The following is a 16,666-nucleotide window of genomic DNA, read 5'->3' as shown; positions in this document are numbered from 1 at the left end:
TGATTAAAAGAATAGTTAACTATCCTAGTGTATAAACAGGGCATCAGCCGGAATTTATAGAGAAAGATTATGTTTTTTTACCATAAAAAGATTTTTTATAAAAGATGACGTATTCTTTACCAATAGCCTAAGGATAATATATAATAGAGAGGAAGGAAGTCCCTTTTTGGTGGACTTGCTATTATTTTTTACTAAATTGAAAGGATGATTTTTATTGTTATTCAACAGGCAGTACAAACCGAATTAATTAAAAAGTATTGGGAAATGTATGAAAGTAAGAAAGAGAGGACGTATATCGTAAAGCCCTCGATGCCAATTATGTATTTTGGTAATAGTAAGAAATATTTTGAATCCCCTATCCGCATCATTACTGTAGGTCTAAATCCGTCTAGACGTGATTTCCCTGACCCTGACCCTTTCCAAAGGTTTCAATCGATGAAACGAGACCATCACTATCAATTCAATCAACAGTATATTACTGCACTTGACCAGTATTTTGAAAAAGACCCATATAAAGCATGGTATGAGCCTTCTTTTGAACCGTTATTGAATGGAATGAATGCAAGCTTTTATGGTAACAAAGAAAATACGGCATTGCATACAGATATTTGCTCACCGCTTGCTACTAATCCTACTTGGGATAGTTTAAGCAAAGAAGCAAAGAAAGATCTTCAAGCAGAAGGCGTGAAATTATGGCATGAGCTTATTGAATACTTACAGCCTGATGTAATCCTTATTTCAGTTGCAGGAGAACATCTATCAAAAATTCAGTTGGAAACAGAAAGTGATTGGGAGACTGTTTATACGGTTCCTAATTCCCGTTATTTAATTAATAGTAAGAAAGTAAAATTAGCGGCTAAAACAGCTGATGTTTACTATGGCAGATCGGCAGAAATTCCATTTGGGCAAGTTTCACCGGAGAATAAGGTGAAACTTGGTGAATATATTAAGGCGATTACGGAGAAAAAAGATCAGCCTATTGATTTTAAAGCCTTTCACCATGCTATTTTAGAATCCGAACAACGAGATAATGAACTTTTTGGCTGGAACCAAGAAGCAAACTAATAAAAAGGGAATCAGACTATCTGATTCCCTTTTTTATTTGAATGATAAGCGGTGATGCCTTTACAACGCCTCGCTAATGATCTTTTTATAATAAATAACGGAGAGAATTCCAAAGATGGAATACAGTACTGCATATAGCCCCATTACAATGAACATTGGTGCCCATAATTCCGATCCAAAGAAGAACCAGCCAGATTTGACAGCAAAATAACTATGAAGCAGGCCGATAAGTAATGGAATTCCAAAGTTAAATAGTTGTTTTGATTTAATCCCGTTTACTAAATCATTCTGTGTATAGCCTAGCTTACGGAGGATGGTATAGTTATACTTTTCTTCTTCTCCTTCGTCCATCTGTTTAAAGTAAAGGATACACCCTGATGTGATAAGGAAAGTTAGCCCAAGAAAACCGACAATAAACATCGCTAATCCCATAAATTCCTTTTGAGACTGGCTTGTCTCATAACGTGATAAAGTTTTCTGACTTTCAAAAGTTAGTTTTTGATAAATTTTATCAGCGTCTATAATATCTTGATCCTTATTAATATTAATCGCAATATAAAGAGTAGAAGGAGATTGAAGACTTTTATCCCTATTCTTTTCTACTAAATCAAAGACAGAAGAGTCGACAATTACGGTCATTAGTCCGCCGCTAGAAAAGTTAAAAGGAAGAATGTTCATTTCCTTCATTCCTAAATAACTTAATGGGATGGATTGGCCTTTTAACTCCATGGTAATCGAGCCTGTAGATTTTAATTGGATAAATTTTTCTAAGGTAGAACTATATCCATCAAAAAGTACTTCTTCTTTAGATAGATGAACATCATCTACATAGTCTTCACTAATAACCGGCAATTGCATCTCGCTGGTATCTTGTGCGAATCCCTCGGGAATATTAGCCAAGACTCCCTTAATATCAAAGATAGTCTGAATAACAGGAATTCTGTTTTCCTTATAAGCAATTTTTTGCTCTTTCAGTCGGCTTGTAAAAGCTTCTGCATCTTGGACATTGTCAAAGGTGAAATCGGCTGGAACATTTTGTTCTGCATTTTTTTCAGCAGAATAGTAAGATATATAGCTTAAACAAAGAAAGCCTAGTGCCAGCGCAGAAACGGTTGTTATAATTGTTAATAAAATAGCATTTGATTTCATCCGAAACATAATACTAGACAGGGAAAGTACTTGATTAATATTAATGTAGCCATTCTTACTTTTACGAATAAGGTTAAACAAAAAGCTGACAGATCCTTTATAAAATAGATATGTTCCGATTATAACTAGAGCGAGAATAGAAATCATAGCGAAAAACAATTCATTCATGGATTGAAAGTTGCCATTAAAAAGCTGGGACGAGATGTAGTAGCCGCTTATGATAAAAATAATTCCTGTAGCACCGATAATCATTTCCCATACAGACATTTTCTTTACTCGTGCTTCTGTTGAAGATGTAACCCGGAATAAGGAAAGAATCGTTTGGCCTTTAATGAAAATATAGTTCATTAACATAATGAGAACATATATGGCGCAAAAGACAATGACTGTTTGGACGAGAGCTTCTGGCGAAAAGTGAAGTTTCGCAATGCCTTGGACTCCGGTTACTTTGAATAGAATCATGATGGTTATTTTAGAAAAAGAAACGCCAATAAAAATACCGATAACAATAGATAGAAAATATAAAATGAAATTTTCCAGTGTTAATAAACGGAAAATTCTGCTTTTAGTCATTCCAATTAATTGGAAAAGTCCAATTTCTTTTCCGCGCCGCTTAATAAAAATCGTATTGGCATAGAGTAGAAAAATCGCAACAATTGCTATTAAAAGAATAGAGGCCGCTTTAATCGCAGCGCCACCTTTGACTGAATTTTCTACCACGTCCATCGATGGGTCATATTGTAAGGTTACAAAGGAAAAATAGAGGGACACGCTGAATACTAAGGCAAAAATATAAAGATAATAGTATTTTATATTTTTTTTGAGATTTCGAATAACAAGATTACTTACGGTCATTTTGCACACCACCCAAAATTCCCTGTGTTTTGATAATATCTTGGAAAAAGCGCTGTCTATCCTGGTCTCCTTTATAAAGCTGTGTATAAATTTGGCCATCTTTAATAAAAACAACTCGATTACAATAGCTTGCAGCGACTGGGTCATGGGTTACCATAAGGATGGTTGCACTTCTTGTTTGGTTTAAATGACTCAATTTATTTAATAAATCTGAGGCAGACTTAGAATCAAGAGCCCCGGTTGGTTCATCTGCGAATATAATACTTGGTTCATGGATGAAAGCTCTGGCTGCAGAAGTTCTTTGCTTTTGACCACCTGAAATTTCATTTGGATACTTATCTTTTATTTCGTAAATACCTAATTCTTTCGCTAAAGTATCAAAACGTTGATGAGCCTCTTTTTTGGGCGTTTTTGTAATCGATAATGGTAAAAGAATATTTTCTTTAACGGTTAAAGTATCGAGTAAATTATAATCTTGAAAGATAAATCCTAAGTGATTTTTTCGGAACTCTGCTAACTGCTTTTCTTTGAGACGGGTAATTTCCTTCTCTACGATTCGAATAGTTCCTCCGCTGGCTTGATCGATAGAAGAAAGAACGTTCAACAAGGTTGTTTTCCCTGAGCCAGAGGCACCCATAATACTGACAAATTCGCCTTTTTGGACGTTCAAATTTACGCCCTTCAGCACTTCTTGACGATTTGCTTTATTGCCATAACTTTTATGGACCTTTGAAGCAACTAAGATATCCATACTCCACACTCCTTTACATGATAGATTAAGTATACAAAAAGTATTTTATCCATTCCCTCGATTTGACGAACAATTAAAAGAAGCATGTGACATTTTTGTCACGATGCCTCGCAGTCACTATGTTTAGTTATGAATTTGATTAAATTCATTGTTCTTCGGAAAAGTAAGGGTGAAGGTGGTACCTCTATTTAATTTAGAATGGACAGCAATATTGATTTTGAGTACATCTGCGATTTTTTTAGATAAATATAATCCCATTCCAGTAGCATAATTATTTTGGTGCTTGGAGGTGGAAGTAAAGCCTTTTGCAAAGATTCTTGGCAAGTCTTGCGGGCTTATTCCTATTCCATTATCGGTTATTTCTAAACAGTTATATCCGTCATTCTCATAGCTTCTTATGATAATATCTGATTCATTACTATATTTAACGGCATTACTCAATAGCTGCCTAATAATAAACGAAAGCCATTTTCCATCGGTTAATATCATCTTTTTCTGTAGTTCAATATCAAAACCGATTCCTTTTTGCATGCACCATGACTGTAATGTTTTTATTTCTTCGAAAAGAATCATTTCGATATCAACATTCTCTATGTAGAGATCATTTTGAATAAATGAAAAACGTTTTTGGTACAGTTGTTGATCTAAGAGATGGTGAATTCTTAACCATTCGAATGTCAAGGATGTCTTCATTTCCTGATTTTCAATAGCATCTATTAGTAAACGTAATGCTGTTAATGGTGTTTTTACTTCATGAATCCAAGAAAGCAATTCATCCTTTTCTAGTTCAAGCTGCTGAAGATTTTGATATCTTTCTATCTTTAACATGCTAGTTTGGGTTGTAAAGCTATCCGCAATTATTTTTTCAAAAGGTGTTTTTGCTGACGCTAAGGTTGTAAGATCTAAATCATCTTCTCGAGCAGAAAGGCTTTTATAAAACGTAGTCTCTTTCTGATAGCGGATAAAGCAGAAAATCACAAACAAGAGGATGCTAATAAAGCAAATATATATCATTGAATAAAAGGAAATTGTCTCATCAATAATGGACATAAATAATTGAAACAGCTGTAAAAAAAGAATAAAGAGAATCCAGCTTCTTTTTTCTACTAGAAATTTTCTGATCATAACGTGTCCTCTTCAATAGCCATGTAGCCTTGTCCAACTTTAGTTTCTATATTGCTTCCGAGAGAAAGTTCATCAAGTTTTTTTCGCAAACGATTTACGTTTACGGTTAGTGTATTGTCACTAACGAAGCGTTTATCGTTCCATAGTTCATTGATAAGATCATCTCTCGATACGATTTTATTTTTTTTGTCTAATAATATTTTTAAAATGAACATTTCATTTTTCGTTAACTCGATTTCCCCATTGACGGAGGTAACTGTATTTTTCTCAAAATCAATGGTGGCACCACACCAAGTTTTCAGAGAGGACTGCTCGATGTTGTAATTATAAACTCTTCGTAAGGTAGCCTGAATCTTTGCAATTAAGACGTCAAAGTGAAATGGCTTTTGGACAAAGTCATCGGCTCCCAGCTGCATCGACATCACCATGTCAGTTGGATGATCTCGAGAAGATAGGAAAATAATTGGGACATTGGAGTGGCTTCTAATCAATCGGCACCAATGAAACCCATCATATTTAGGAAGTTGGATATCGATAATGACTAAATCAGGTTTCTTTTCCGTAAATTCTTGCATTACATTATTAAAATCATGAATCCCAATCGCTTCGTAGGACCATTGCTCTAAACGTTCCTTTATTGCCTGAAATAACGTTTGATCATCTTCGATTAAAAGTATTTTAAACATGGAAATCACCACATATGAATAGGTTTTTATTCGCTTCTATTTGTGAATAATAAGAAGAGAACTACGGTCATTATAACATCTTAATTCCTAACAAAGGAGGGATGTGGAAGCGAAAATTAAAAAATCGCTAATATATGGAAGAGGTATGCTATTATAGTAAAGTGATTTTGACAGATTGGAGTGCAGCATCAGTGATTAAACAAGTAGAATCTTTAGAAGATATTATTCCCATTGTACCAATTATTAAAGCAGCAATACCAGCAGATCTTTCGATAGCCATTTGTGATAAAGAAAAATTTATCGCTTATTTTCCTGGAGAGATAATTAATTTACATATCAAAACAAATCAGCCCTTACAGTCTGATGAACCGCTGAGAGAGGCAATTCAGCTTAAGAAAACCTTAAAGCAGGAAGTGCCGGCAGATTTTTATGGTTTTGAATTTATTGGCACTGCTTCCCCAATATTAAATAAAAAGGGAGAAGTAATTGGTGGAATAGCTGTTCAATTAAAAAGACAAACAGAGATACGGAATATTGTCGATCAAATAACAAAATCGTTAACACAATCGCAAAAGCATATTGATCATATTGCAGATGGGTCTCATTCTTTAGTAGATTTCTCAAAGATTCTTTTAGAACAATCAAGTGTTGCCGAAGAAAATATTAGGAAAACGAATGAAGTAGTATCTATCATAAAAAAAGTTGCAGATCAAACGAATCTATTAGGATTGAATGCTGCCATTGAAGCAGCGAGAGCAGGCGAGAAAGGAAGAGGCTTTGAAGTAGTAGCGAATGAAATTCGAAAATTCTCTAAAGAAACTGTCAGCTTTACACAGACAATTTCACAAACAATGGAACAAATAAAACAGACAACTCAGTCCATCAATGAATCGATTGGAAAAATTGCAGCTATCGGGGAAAAACAAGCAGATTCCATTGAACATACATCCGTCTTTATGGAAGAAATTTTAGAGATGGCAAAAAAGTTAAATGACTATTCTAATAAGCTATAGAATTAGTCTTTTTTAAGCGGCTTTTAGCAATTAATTATTCAATCACTAAGCTGGAAACTTTATCCATTAAAAAAATTTAGTTTTCATTTTCGAAAAAATCCGTTATAATCCATTATGTTGTCAAATAATCAATCGATAAATACACTCGTATAATAGCAGGAATATGGCCTGCAAGTTTCTACCAGATGACCGTTAATCATCTGACTACGGGTAAGCGTATAAAATGGAGATATACTGATCTATGCATAAATAGGGCAGTCTATTTTTGCTTTTAAAAGCACAGCCGCTTACTCTATGAGTAAGCGGCTGTGCTTTTTTGTATTATTTAAGGATTAGTTAGAGCATTTATTGCTATTAGCTATCCTCCAAAAAAGGAGAGAGTCTAGTTAATGGAGTTATTGAAGAAGAAAATTGAAAAAGAAGGTATTGTGTTAAGTGATCATGTTTTGAAAGTAGATTCATTCATTAATCACCAAATGGACCCTCAGCTGATGAAGGAAATTGGCTTGGAGTTTGCTAGATTGTTTAAAGATGCTGGGATTACTAGAATCTTAACAATAGAGTCATCGGGTATCGCACCAGCTATAATGGCAGGTCTAGCATTAGATGTTCCGGTTATTTTTGCAAGAAAAAGAAAATCCCTTACTTTAACAAGCGATTTATATACAGCAACAGTTTATTCATTTACAAAACAAGAGTCAAATGAAATTACAGTTTCTAAAAAGTATATGCATTCAGATGACCATGTTCTTGTAATTGATGACTTTTTAGCAAATGGACAGGCTGCTTTAGGCTTAGCGAATATTGTCGAGCAGGCTGGTGCAACTGTTAGTGGAATTGGCATATTAATCGAAAAGTCATTCCAGCAAGGAGCAGATGATTTAATCGCAAAAGGCTATCGAGTAGAATCTCTAGCAAGAATTGCCTCTTTAAAGGGTGGAAAAGTAACATTTGCTGAACAGCGAATACATGATGGCATTTATGCAGGAGGATATTAAAATGGAAAAAATGTCAGTAAAAACATGGTCTGTAGGTCTGCAGCATGTACTAGCAATGTACGCTGGTGCTGTGCTAGTACCTTTAATAGTTGGTGGAGCATTAAAATTAACACCTGAACAGTTAACCTATCTTATATCGATTGATTTATTAACATGTGGTGTTGCAACATTGCTCCAGGTTTGGAAAAATAAATTTTTTGGAATTGGTCTTCCTGTTATGCTTGGCTGTACATTTACTGCAGTTGGTCCAATGATTGCGATTGGAAGTAAGCATGGAATAACGGCCATTTATGGTGCAATTATTGTTTCTGGTATTATTGTTGTTCTTATCTCTTCCATCTTTAGCAAGCTTGTGAAATTTTTTCCTCCGGTCGTAACTGGTTCTGTCGTTACAATTATTGGTCTTACTTTAATTCCTGTAGCATTTAATGATATGGCAGGAGGAGAAGGAAGCGCAGATTTTGGAAACATAAAGAACCTGGTACTTGCTTTTGGTGTATTAGCTATCATCATTTTACTTAATAGATTTACAACTGGATTTATCAAAACCATTTCTATTTTACTAGGAATTATCATTGGAACTGTTATTGCAGCTTTTATGGGAATGGTTCATTTTTCAGAAGTGGGGGAGGCAAAATGGATTCATGGTATTACTCCGTTTTATTTTGGGACTCCAACCTTTGATCTCACTTCCATTATCACGATGACTCTTGTTGCTATTGTGAGTTTAATTGAATCAACAGGTGTTTATTTAGCATTAGGAGATATTACTAATAAAAAGGTTTCGGAAAAAGATTTAGCACAAGGATATCGAGCGGAAGGAATTGCTTCTGTAATTGGCGGGATTTTCAACTCCTTCCCATACACGGCTTATTCCCAAAATGTAGGTTTAGTTCAATTAACAGGTGTAAAAACAAAGAATGTCATTTATGCAGCAGGAACCATTTTAGTTATTTTAGGCTTTATTCCTAAGATTGCAGCTATTACAACATTGATTCCAACAGCTGTCCTTGGAGGAGCTTCACTTGCAATGTTTGGGATGGTTGTGTCCTATGGTATTAAAATGCTAGGACAGGTCGATTTTAATCAGCAAGGAAACTTGCTCATTCTTGCTTGCTCGATTGGAATGGGACTTGGTGTAACTGTTGTTCCAGAAATCTTTATGAAATTTCCAGAAAGCATCCGCATCCTCTTCCAAAGCGGTATTGTGGCAGGTGGGCTAACTGCGATTATCTTAAATATATTATTTAACATAATTCCCGGGTCTCGTGCCAAAACAGTACAAATGGAAGAAAAGACAGCAGCCTAAATAGCGGCGCTAAAACAAATAAATAAGACTTTCCAGAGAAAACGGGAAGTCTTATTTTGTTTAATCAAAAAGGCAAAAGTAATCCAATATAAGAATAAATCGAGAGAAATTACACTTTCTTTTTTATAAAAATTATTCCGATAAATTTAATTGCATTTAAGATTTTTATTATATTGATATATATATGTCGATGATTATAGAAATAGGTTAAGAGAATATTCTGAGTGGATTGAAGTCGATGGTAAAGGAGCTTTAGTGTAATAAGAATAATTTATTATTCCGCATGTAAAAGCAATTAAACTCTATTATACCTTGGGGAAGTAACGAGCAATATGGAAAAAACTAATCGGAAAGATTAATAGGGATTTATATCAAGTGAATGTTTTATAAGAATAATTTATTTTTATAACGAAGCATATATGCAAATAAAAAAATACAAAAACATAGTTGACAATTTATTTATCTAGTTTTATAGTTGTTATCAAATCTTACAAAATTACATAAAACATTTTTCTTATCCAGAGAGACGGAGGGACAGGCCCGAAGAAGTCTCGGCAGCGGATTTATATTAAACACCGTGCCAATTCCTGCAAATGCTAATTGTGCATTTGAAAGATGAGAAAAAGTAGTTTCTTTGTCTTATAAAGGCCCTGCTTTTTCTTTCTGGAAAGAAGAAGCAGGGCCTTTTTGCATTCACTAAAAGCCTGTTTCTTCTTGACAAGATACGTATGTTTTTAACCTAGTATAGGAGTTGAAGGGCAAATGATTGAATTTCAAAAGGTAGCCAAGACCTTTAAGCTTGGCAGTCGCGAAGTAAACGCAGTAAAGGATGTTTCTATCTCGATTGCACAAGGAGAAATTTTTGGGATTATTGGTTTTAGTGGTGCTGGAAAAAGTACTTTATTACGACTTGTGAATTTATTAGAAACACCAACAAACGGAAATATCCAAGTGCAAGGAGTAGATGTAGCCTCCCTATCACCAAAAGAGATTCGCAAGCTTCGCCGAAGAATCGGCATGATTTTTCAAAACTTTAATCTCTTTACATCTAGAACGGTAGCTGGCAATATAGCCTACCCATTAAAGCTAGCTGGTGTATCGAAAAAGGAAATAAAAGAAAGGGTGGCAGAGCTCTTGCAATTTGTCGGTTTATCCGATAAAGCAGACGACTATCCTGAACAGTTGTCAGGAGGACAGAAGCAGCGGGTTGGGATTGCACGTGCTCTTGCTACTTCTCCAGATATATTGATTTGTGATGAAGCAACTTCGGCCCTTGACCCAGATACAACAGGTGAAATACTACGTCTATTAAAAAAAGTAAATAAGGATTTAGGCATTACGATTTTATTAATTACACATGAGATGCATGTTATTCAAGAAATATGTGACCGAGTGGCTGTGATGGAAAATGGTGAAGTAATCGAGAATGGTTCTGTCTTTGAAGTATTCACAAATCCCCAACACTCGACTACTCAACGTTTTATTCAGTCTGTCCAGCAGGATCGTCCATCTGCTTCTTTATTGGCTGAATGGAGGAATAAGGGCGGCGATAAGTTATATAGAGTAATTTTTAAAGGAGAAATCGCTAGTGATCCAGTTCTTTCAAAGGTCACAAGAAAATTTAATGTCGATGTAAACATTGTTTATGGATCTGTGCGGGAATTGCAAGAGAAGTTTTATGGGAATCTTCTTGTTTCCTTTGAAGGCAGCAAGGAAAATATTAAAGCGGTTCTGCATGAATTAGAAGCATTAGTAACAGTTGAGGAGGTGCTTGTTTAATGAAGGTTGATTGGAGTACTTTTTGGCCGCGCATTGTGGAATCTACTGGAGAAACTATATTAATGGTTATTACCACTCTTATCTTAGGATCTATATTGGGCATTACGATTGGGTTACTTCTCTTTGTGACAAGGAAGGGAAATATTTTGGAAAATAAATTAGTTTTCCGTTTGCTCAATATCCTAATTAATATTATCCGCCCTATTCCCTTTATTATTTTCTTAGTGGCAATCAGCCCGTTAACAAGAGCAGTTGTGGGTACAACGATTGGGACTTGGGCAGCGATATTTCCTATGACTATTGCAGCCTCATTTGGAATTGCGAGAGTAGTAGAAAATAATTTAGTCAGTATTGATCCAGGAGTTATTGAAGCTGCTAAAGCGATGGGAGCAAGCCCTTTGCAAATCATTTTTACTGTATTAATTCCGGAAGCATTAGGACCACTGATTCTAGGATTAACCTTTGTAACGATCAGCTTAATCGATTTTTCTGCGATGGCTGGTACCGTTGGCGGAGGCGGACTGGGACATGTGGCGATGACATATGGCTACCAGCGTTTTGATGGCAGTGTTATGCTTGTTACCGTCATTATACTGATTATACTTGTACAAATTGCTCAATGGATTGGAAATACATTATCACGAAAAATAATGAGACGTTAAGACAGAACTTTAACGATGGGATATTTATCGCTTTATAAAGTTAAAATTATACAAAAATTACTAATTAAGGAGATGGAGAGATGAAAAAATATTTTGCAATTTTACTATTATTAACAACTATTTGGGCACTAGCTGCCTGCACGTCAGATAGTGCATCAAGTAAAGATAAAACAGTGAAGGTGAAAATAGGGGTGACGGGATCCGATGGAGAAGTCTGGCCGACTTTGAAGAAGAAGGCGAAAGCAGAAGGAATTGAAATCGAGTTAGTCGAGTTTTCAGACTATACTTTACCAAACCAAGCTTTAGAGAATGGCGATATTGATATTAATTCCTTCCAGCATATTGCTTTTCTAAGTCAGTTTAATGAAGAAAACAAAACAGATTTAACGCCCATAGGAACAACAGTGATTGCTCCTATGGGAATCTATTCAGAAAAAGTGAAAGATGTAAGTGAGATAAAAGAGGGGGACAAAATTGCTATTCCAGACGATCCATCTAATCAAGCGCGTGCTTTAAAATTACTTGAATCTGCTGGATTAATTACATTAGCTGATGATTTTGGATTATTTGGTGATCCATCTAAGATTGTAGAAAATCCAAAGAAGCTTGATATCTTGCCAGTTGTAGCTCAACAAACACCAAGAGTCTTACCAGATGTTGCAGCATCTGTTATCAATAATGGTGTCGCTGGTCAAGCAGGCTTTGATCCTGTAAAAGATCCCATTTATTTAGAAGATGCAGAGGATAAAAACGTATTACCATATGTAAATATCTTTGCGGCTCGTACAAAGGATGCGAATAACGAAACCTATCAGAAAATTGTTGAACTTTATCATGAAGAAGAAGTGGTGAAAGCGGTAGAAGCAGATACAAACGGTGGTTCGATTGTAGTGGACATTGCAAAAGATGAGTTGGCAAAACAATTTAAAGGACTTTAAGGAGGAGAAAAAATGAGTAATACATTATCTAGTCTTGATTTAATTAATGAATCCATTCAAACAAATAAGGAGCTTTATATTGAAACGAGTCAATTAATTCATGCAAATCCTGAGATTGGCAATCAAGAATTTTTTGCAAGCAAAAAGCATGTAGATATTCTAACAAATGCGGGATTTAAAGTGGAAATTGCCGTTGCTGGACATGAAACATCTTTTTATGCAGTAAAAGACAGTGGGATATCTGGCCCCACCATTGCCTTTCTTGCTGAATATGATGCCCTTCCTGGTCTAGGGCATGCTTGTGGTCACAATATTATTGGAACAACAAGTGTTGCAGCGGGTATTGCCTTATCTCAAGTGCTGTCTGAAACTGGTGGGAAAGTAGTTGTTCTTGGCACACCTGCAGAAGAAGGAGGTCCGAATGGGAGTGCAAAAGGAAGCTTTGTGAAACATGGCTATTTAAAGGATGTTGATGTCGCTTTAATGATTCATCCTTCTGGACAAACATCGTTGACTAGTGAAACACTTGCTGTTGATCCTTTAGACTTTCATTTTTACGGAAAAGCAGCACATGCATCCGGATCACCTGAAAAAGGGATAAACGCTCTTGATGCCGTTATCCAATTATTCGTCGGCATCAATGCACTTAGACAACAGCTGCCTGATGATATCAGAATCCATGGGATTATAACAAACGGGGGAGATGCGCCGAATATCATACCAGAATATGCATCAGCGCGATTCTATATACGTGCCGAAACATGGAAAAAAACAGAAGAGGTTGCAGCAAAAGTTCGTGCGATCGCTGAAGGAGCTGCTCTTGCCACTGGTGCGACTGTTAAAGTGGAAAGATTTCAAAATGAAGTGAAGGATTTTGTATTAAACCCAATTTTAGATGGAATCTTAAAAGAAGAATTAGAGGCAGTTGGAGAAACAGTTGTAACGGAAAGATCTCGCGGAAAAGGATCAACAGATGCTGGAAATATTAGCTATGAAGTTCCAACTGCGCATCCTCATATTAAAATAGGGCCAGACGACTTAATTGCCCATACGAACGAATTTCGAGAAGCCGCAAAATCAGCAACAGGAGATGCAGCCCTTGTTAAAGGAGCACAAGTCCTTGCAAAAACAGGCTATCGTTTGCTTTCAGATAGTGTGCTTTTAAATCGTGTGAATAAAGCATTTGAAGCAGCGAAAAAAGAAAAAGTAAACTCCATTTAAAATAGTTATTTTTGTTACTGGAAAGTTCAATAGCATACAGAAATGCAGAAGGCAATTTCAGAGGAGGATTTCCTGGAATTGCTTTTTATGTTGCTATTTACCTAGATAAGTATTTGCAATGATATGAATTAAATATATTTAGATAATATTTAGAAAGATTTAAATTTTATTAATTTAACTTATTCTTCAATTAAAGGATGACATTGATCTAAATATAAGGTAACATCTAAAACTGTATATCGTTTTTAATGTATTAACAATGTTTTTTGAAGTTATATTAACTATATTGAGATAGTTTATATAAAGAGGAAAGGGTTGTTATTGCTTCTTATTTAGGAGGAATTTTTCTATGTCGATTTTAGTTGGGATATTAGGTATCATTGTGACGATAGCTATTGCCTTTTTACTATCAAATGATAAAAAAAGGATTAATTTCAGAGCTATTCTCGTATTATTTGTGCTTGAATTTATTGTAGCACTAATAATGTTTAAAACTACAGTAGGACTAAAAATAGTAGAAGCTACATCTAACGGTGTCTCTAAAGTCCTTAACTATGGGTATGAAGGGGTAAATTTTGTTACTGGCGGATTAGTTCCAGAAGGCGGAAGTGTTTTTTTTATTAATGTTCTTATGATCATTATTTTTACTTCTACTTTATTATCTTTATTAACGCATATCAAAGTATTGCCTCTAGCAATTAAATATATTGGTGGAGCTTTGGCTAAGATTACTGGTTTATCAAAGGTAGTAACATTTAACAGCATTAACTCAATCTTTTTTGGTCAATCGGAAGCACTTCTTGCGATTAAAGGCCATTTAGATACGATAAATGCAAATAAATTATTTATTGTATGTACTTCTGCGATGGGGTCTGTTTCTGCATCTATTATGGGAGCCTATATGGAGATGATTCCTCCCCAATATGTACTAGCTGCAATGATTTTAAATGCATTATCTGCACTAATTATAGCGACACTTCTTGCACCAATTTCAAAAGATGAAGATGAGAGCATCAATGTAAAAGATGTCTCCAATACGAATTCTGTTTTTGGAGCAATCTCTGCAGGAGCTTTAGATGGTGGTCGTGTTGCTTTAATTGTTGCTGCAATGTTAGTTGCTTATGTTGGTTTACTGGCTCTAATTGACGGTTTCTTTACAAGTATTTTCGGCATCGGTTTTACTGGGATATTGGGTTATATTTTTGCACCAATTGCTTGGATAATGGGGATACCTGGCAGCGAAATTGTAACGGCTGGTTCTGTAATGGGTACGAAATTAGCTGCAAATGAATTTGTAGCAATGCTGCAATTACAGCCATTACTTGGGGAACTTTCAAACAAAACAGTAGGGATTGTGTCTACTTTCCTTGTATCTTTTGCAAATTTCTCTAGTATTGGAATTATTGCTGGATCGATTCAAGCAATTAATGCTAAAAAAGCAGATATTGTTGCGAAGTTTGGGTTGAAAATGTTATTAGCGGCAACACTTGCATCTATATTAACGGCTACAATCGTAGGATTATTTCTATAATAATGAAAAAGGGACTAAAAAATAGTCCCTTTTTCATTTATTTATTTTTTTATCTATTTCAGTTGTATCGACTTTACTTCCAAACCATTCTGTAAGCTTTAATCTTGCTTTTGATTTAATATCATCGTCAATGTACATAGCAACTTGGAATAATGCAAGTCCTAGTGCCCCTAAATCATCTGTATAACCTATGCCAACTAGAAAGTCAGGGAGTAAATCAAGAGGTAGGATAAAATAACCTAATGCTCCAATAATAGTTGCTTTGACCTTCTTAGGTACATTTGGTTTTTGTAAAGTGTAATACAACAGAAGCACCGCATAAACGACAGAGGAACCGGCCTTTTTTCCAAACTTTGCAATTTTGGACCAGAATTTTTTCTCCGAATAATGCTTTCCTGCTACAGCAAGTTCTTTTTCCAATTTTTCTTTTGATTCTGCCATTATGAAAGCCCCTTTCCTAATGGTTTTTTCGCGCTTATTCATATAATGATTATATGCTTTTGTGTAGTATAAGTAAAATATTTACTGATCCCTAGTCTATTTTACCAACAAAAGTAAGGAAAATACGAAGCCATCCAAAAAAGGAAATCCATAAAGGGATGCTGATAAGCATTCCGAAAAATAGTCCTTTCCAAATATTACCTGTTTCTGGTGAAAAATAGTTTTGATCGCTTACAACGATTGATCGTTTGATTAGTATTTTATCATTATTTTTTTGTCTCATCTTCACTTTTCCCTTCATTTAAATCGTCGAAGGTGGATTCGGTAACTGGCTGGCAAGCGTAATGAATGTCATAACTTTTGCTATCATGTAGAAAAAATCGATCTTCGTTACCCCTAAGCCCCTATAGCTTTGCGTCATCACTTTTCAATGATTTTGCCCTTTCGTCGATTAGTCAGATTATTATAGTATAAGATTAGTACTTACTAGTTCATAATACCAGTATCAAAAGACCTATAGGTATCTTTATAAAAAAATAAATGTCAAATGTTTTGTCGTAATTATAGGTTATTTATACTATATTAGGCATTTAAACTCTTTTTCCTCTATATATTATTTCTTTTTTTTATTTTTTTTCACATTTGATAATTGTTTATCCATTCAATGCCCATATAAAAAGAGGAGTTATTCAAAAAATATCCACGAGTGGAAGAAAATGATAAAGGAAGACTGAAACAATATCTTTTCCAATGCAAAGATTGAATTTACCATTCATGTAAGAGTAGAATTGGTATATTATTCTATTCGGGAATATCTAGAGAAGAGGGGAGAGGTGCAAAATCACGGTTTGAGACAGGGTATCATGGTCAAAGAAAGAAAAAGAGACATTTGGATTTCGACGTTCTTCTCCATTATTTAAGGGTTAATGTTACTATTCTAGTTGTAATAGTGATAAGGTGTATGCCTGATTGAGGTTTAATAAGGTAATATCGACGGATATTAGGAAAATTTCCCGGGAAACTTGTCGCTATTTCTGAATTTGTTTTAACTAACTCGTATAATTGTTCCTTATCGCTCTCTCCATTTTATTGAAGGAACATGGGGAAGTTACTGAGAATTGGCAATGTGGGGTTAGTAGGTTT

General features: G+C 35.1%; 15 protein-coding genes and 3 riboswitches. Of the genes, 9 read left to right on the top strand and 6 right to left on the bottom strand.

The genetic code is table 11. From position 1 onward, the window contains the following. Positions 1–204: 204 nt before the first annotated feature. Positions 205–1,065, top strand: a complete 861-nt coding sequence (locus NiCM35_RS09455) for a hypothetical protein (RefSeq protein WP_095329886.1) — start codon at positions 205–207, stop codon at positions 1,063–1,065. Positions 1,066–1,125: 60 nt separating this feature from the next. On the opposite strand, the gene NiCM35_RS09450 is transcribed toward NiCM35_RS09455, so the two are convergent. The 4 genes from NiCM35_RS09450 to NiCM35_RS09435 all read right to left on the bottom strand — a co-directional run bounded on the left by NiCM35_RS09450 (position 1,126) and on the right by NiCM35_RS09435 (position 5,631). Then, positions 1,126–3,069, bottom strand: coding sequence for an ABC transporter permease (locus tag NiCM35_RS09450; protein WP_095329887.1), 1,944 nt, complete (start codon positions 3,067–3,069; stop codon positions 1,126–1,128). Next, positions 3,056–3,820 (bottom strand): ABC transporter ATP-binding protein, encoded by a 765-nt coding sequence (locus NiCM35_RS09445; protein ID WP_095329888.1) that lies wholly within the window; start codon positions 3,818–3,820, stop codon positions 3,056–3,058. Before NiCM35_RS09445 ends, NiCM35_RS09450 begins: the two co-directional genes overlap by 14 nt. Before the next feature lie 123 nt (positions 3,821–3,943). Beyond that, on the bottom strand, positions 3,944–4,945 hold the full coding sequence (locus NiCM35_RS09440; RefSeq protein WP_172859431.1) for a sensor histidine kinase: 1,002 nt from the start codon (positions 4,943–4,945) through the stop codon (positions 3,944–3,946). After that, positions 4,942–5,631, bottom strand: a complete 690-nt coding sequence (locus NiCM35_RS09435) for a response regulator transcription factor (protein WP_095329890.1) — start codon at positions 5,629–5,631, stop codon at positions 4,942–4,944. The genes NiCM35_RS09440 and NiCM35_RS09435 overlap by 4 nt, the downstream gene beginning before the upstream one ends. A gap of 191 nt (positions 5,632–5,822) precedes the next feature. Between NiCM35_RS09435 and NiCM35_RS09430 the strand changes: the two genes are divergently transcribed. From NiCM35_RS09430 to NiCM35_RS09395, 8 genes are all read left to right on the top strand, one after another. Beyond that, positions 5,823–6,644, top strand: a complete 822-nt coding sequence (locus NiCM35_RS09430) for a methyl-accepting chemotaxis protein (RefSeq protein ID WP_095329893.1) — start codon at positions 5,823–5,825, stop codon at positions 6,642–6,644. A gap of 125 nt (positions 6,645–6,769) precedes the next feature. Beyond that, a riboswitch (purine riboswitch) is annotated at positions 6,770–6,871 on the top strand. Positions 6,872–7,033: 162 nt separating this feature from the next. Beyond that, positions 7,034–7,642, top strand: coding sequence for a xanthine phosphoribosyltransferase (locus NiCM35_RS09425; protein WP_095329891.1), 609 nt, complete (start codon positions 7,034–7,036; stop codon positions 7,640–7,642). 1 nt (position 7,643) lies between these two features. Further along, positions 7,644–8,951: a nucleobase:cation symporter-2 family protein gene (locus NiCM35_RS09420; protein WP_123260535.1), complete on the top strand. Its 1,308-nt coding sequence runs from the start codon at positions 7,644–7,646 to the stop codon at positions 8,949–8,951. A 511-nt stretch (positions 8,952–9,462) separates the two neighbouring features. After that, a riboswitch (SAM riboswitch) is annotated at positions 9,463–9,573 on the top strand. A 140-nt stretch (positions 9,574–9,713) separates the two neighbouring features. After that, positions 9,714–10,730 carry a methionine ABC transporter ATP-binding protein gene (locus NiCM35_RS09415; protein WP_095258424.1) on the top strand — a complete coding sequence of 339 codons (1,017 nt, stop codon included), beginning with the start codon at positions 9,714–9,716 and terminating at the stop codon, positions 10,728–10,730. Continuing rightward, a complete protein-coding gene (locus NiCM35_RS09410; RefSeq protein ID WP_047943633.1) occupies positions 10,730–11,392 on the top strand; it encodes a methionine ABC transporter permease in 663 nt (220 codons plus the stop codon). The genes NiCM35_RS09415 and NiCM35_RS09410 overlap by 1 nt, the downstream gene beginning before the upstream one ends. 80 nt (positions 11,393–11,472) lie before the next feature. Continuing rightward, positions 11,473–12,330: a MetQ/NlpA family ABC transporter substrate-binding protein gene (locus NiCM35_RS09405; protein ID WP_095329895.1), complete on the top strand. Its 858-nt coding sequence runs from the start codon at positions 11,473–11,475 to the stop codon at positions 12,328–12,330. Positions 12,331–12,342: 12 nt separating this feature from the next. After that, entirely contained in the window at positions 12,343–13,551 is a 1,209-nt protein-coding gene (locus tag NiCM35_RS09400) for a M20 family metallopeptidase (RefSeq protein ID WP_095329896.1), read from the top strand. 349 nt (positions 13,552–13,900) lie between these two features. Then, complete coding sequence (locus tag NiCM35_RS09395) at positions 13,901–15,082, top strand: NupC/NupG family nucleoside CNT transporter (protein WP_095329897.1); 1,182 nt, start codon at positions 13,901–13,903, stop codon at positions 15,080–15,082. A 33-nt stretch (positions 15,083–15,115) separates the two neighbouring features. Here NiCM35_RS09395 and NiCM35_RS09390 read toward each other — a convergent pair whose 3' ends face one another. Together NiCM35_RS09390 and NiCM35_RS09385 are read right to left on the bottom strand one after the other, a co-directional pair. Then, the gene (locus tag NiCM35_RS09390) at positions 15,116–15,523 is read right to left on the bottom strand and encodes a YkvA family protein (protein WP_249877837.1); all 408 of its coding nucleotides are present in this window, start codon (positions 15,521–15,523) and stop codon (positions 15,116–15,118) included. A 91-nt stretch (positions 15,524–15,614) separates the two neighbouring features. Continuing rightward, positions 15,615–15,812 carry a hypothetical protein gene (locus NiCM35_RS09385; protein WP_433779298.1) on the bottom strand — a complete coding sequence of 66 codons (198 nt, stop codon included), beginning with the start codon at positions 15,810–15,812 and terminating at the stop codon, positions 15,615–15,617. A 60-nt stretch (positions 15,813–15,872) separates the two neighbouring features. Next, positions 15,873–15,974: riboswitch (cyclic di-GMP riboswitch) on the bottom strand. Between the last annotated feature and the right edge of the window lie 692 nt (positions 15,975–16,666).

The organism is Niallia sp. M35 (assembly GCF_050971705.1).
Classification (GTDB): Bacteria; Bacillota; Bacilli; order Bacillales; family Cytobacillaceae; genus Niallia; species Niallia circulans_A.
The sequence above is the reverse complement of the archived record's forward strand: the minus strand, read 5'-3'. Positions and strand labels throughout refer to the sequence as shown.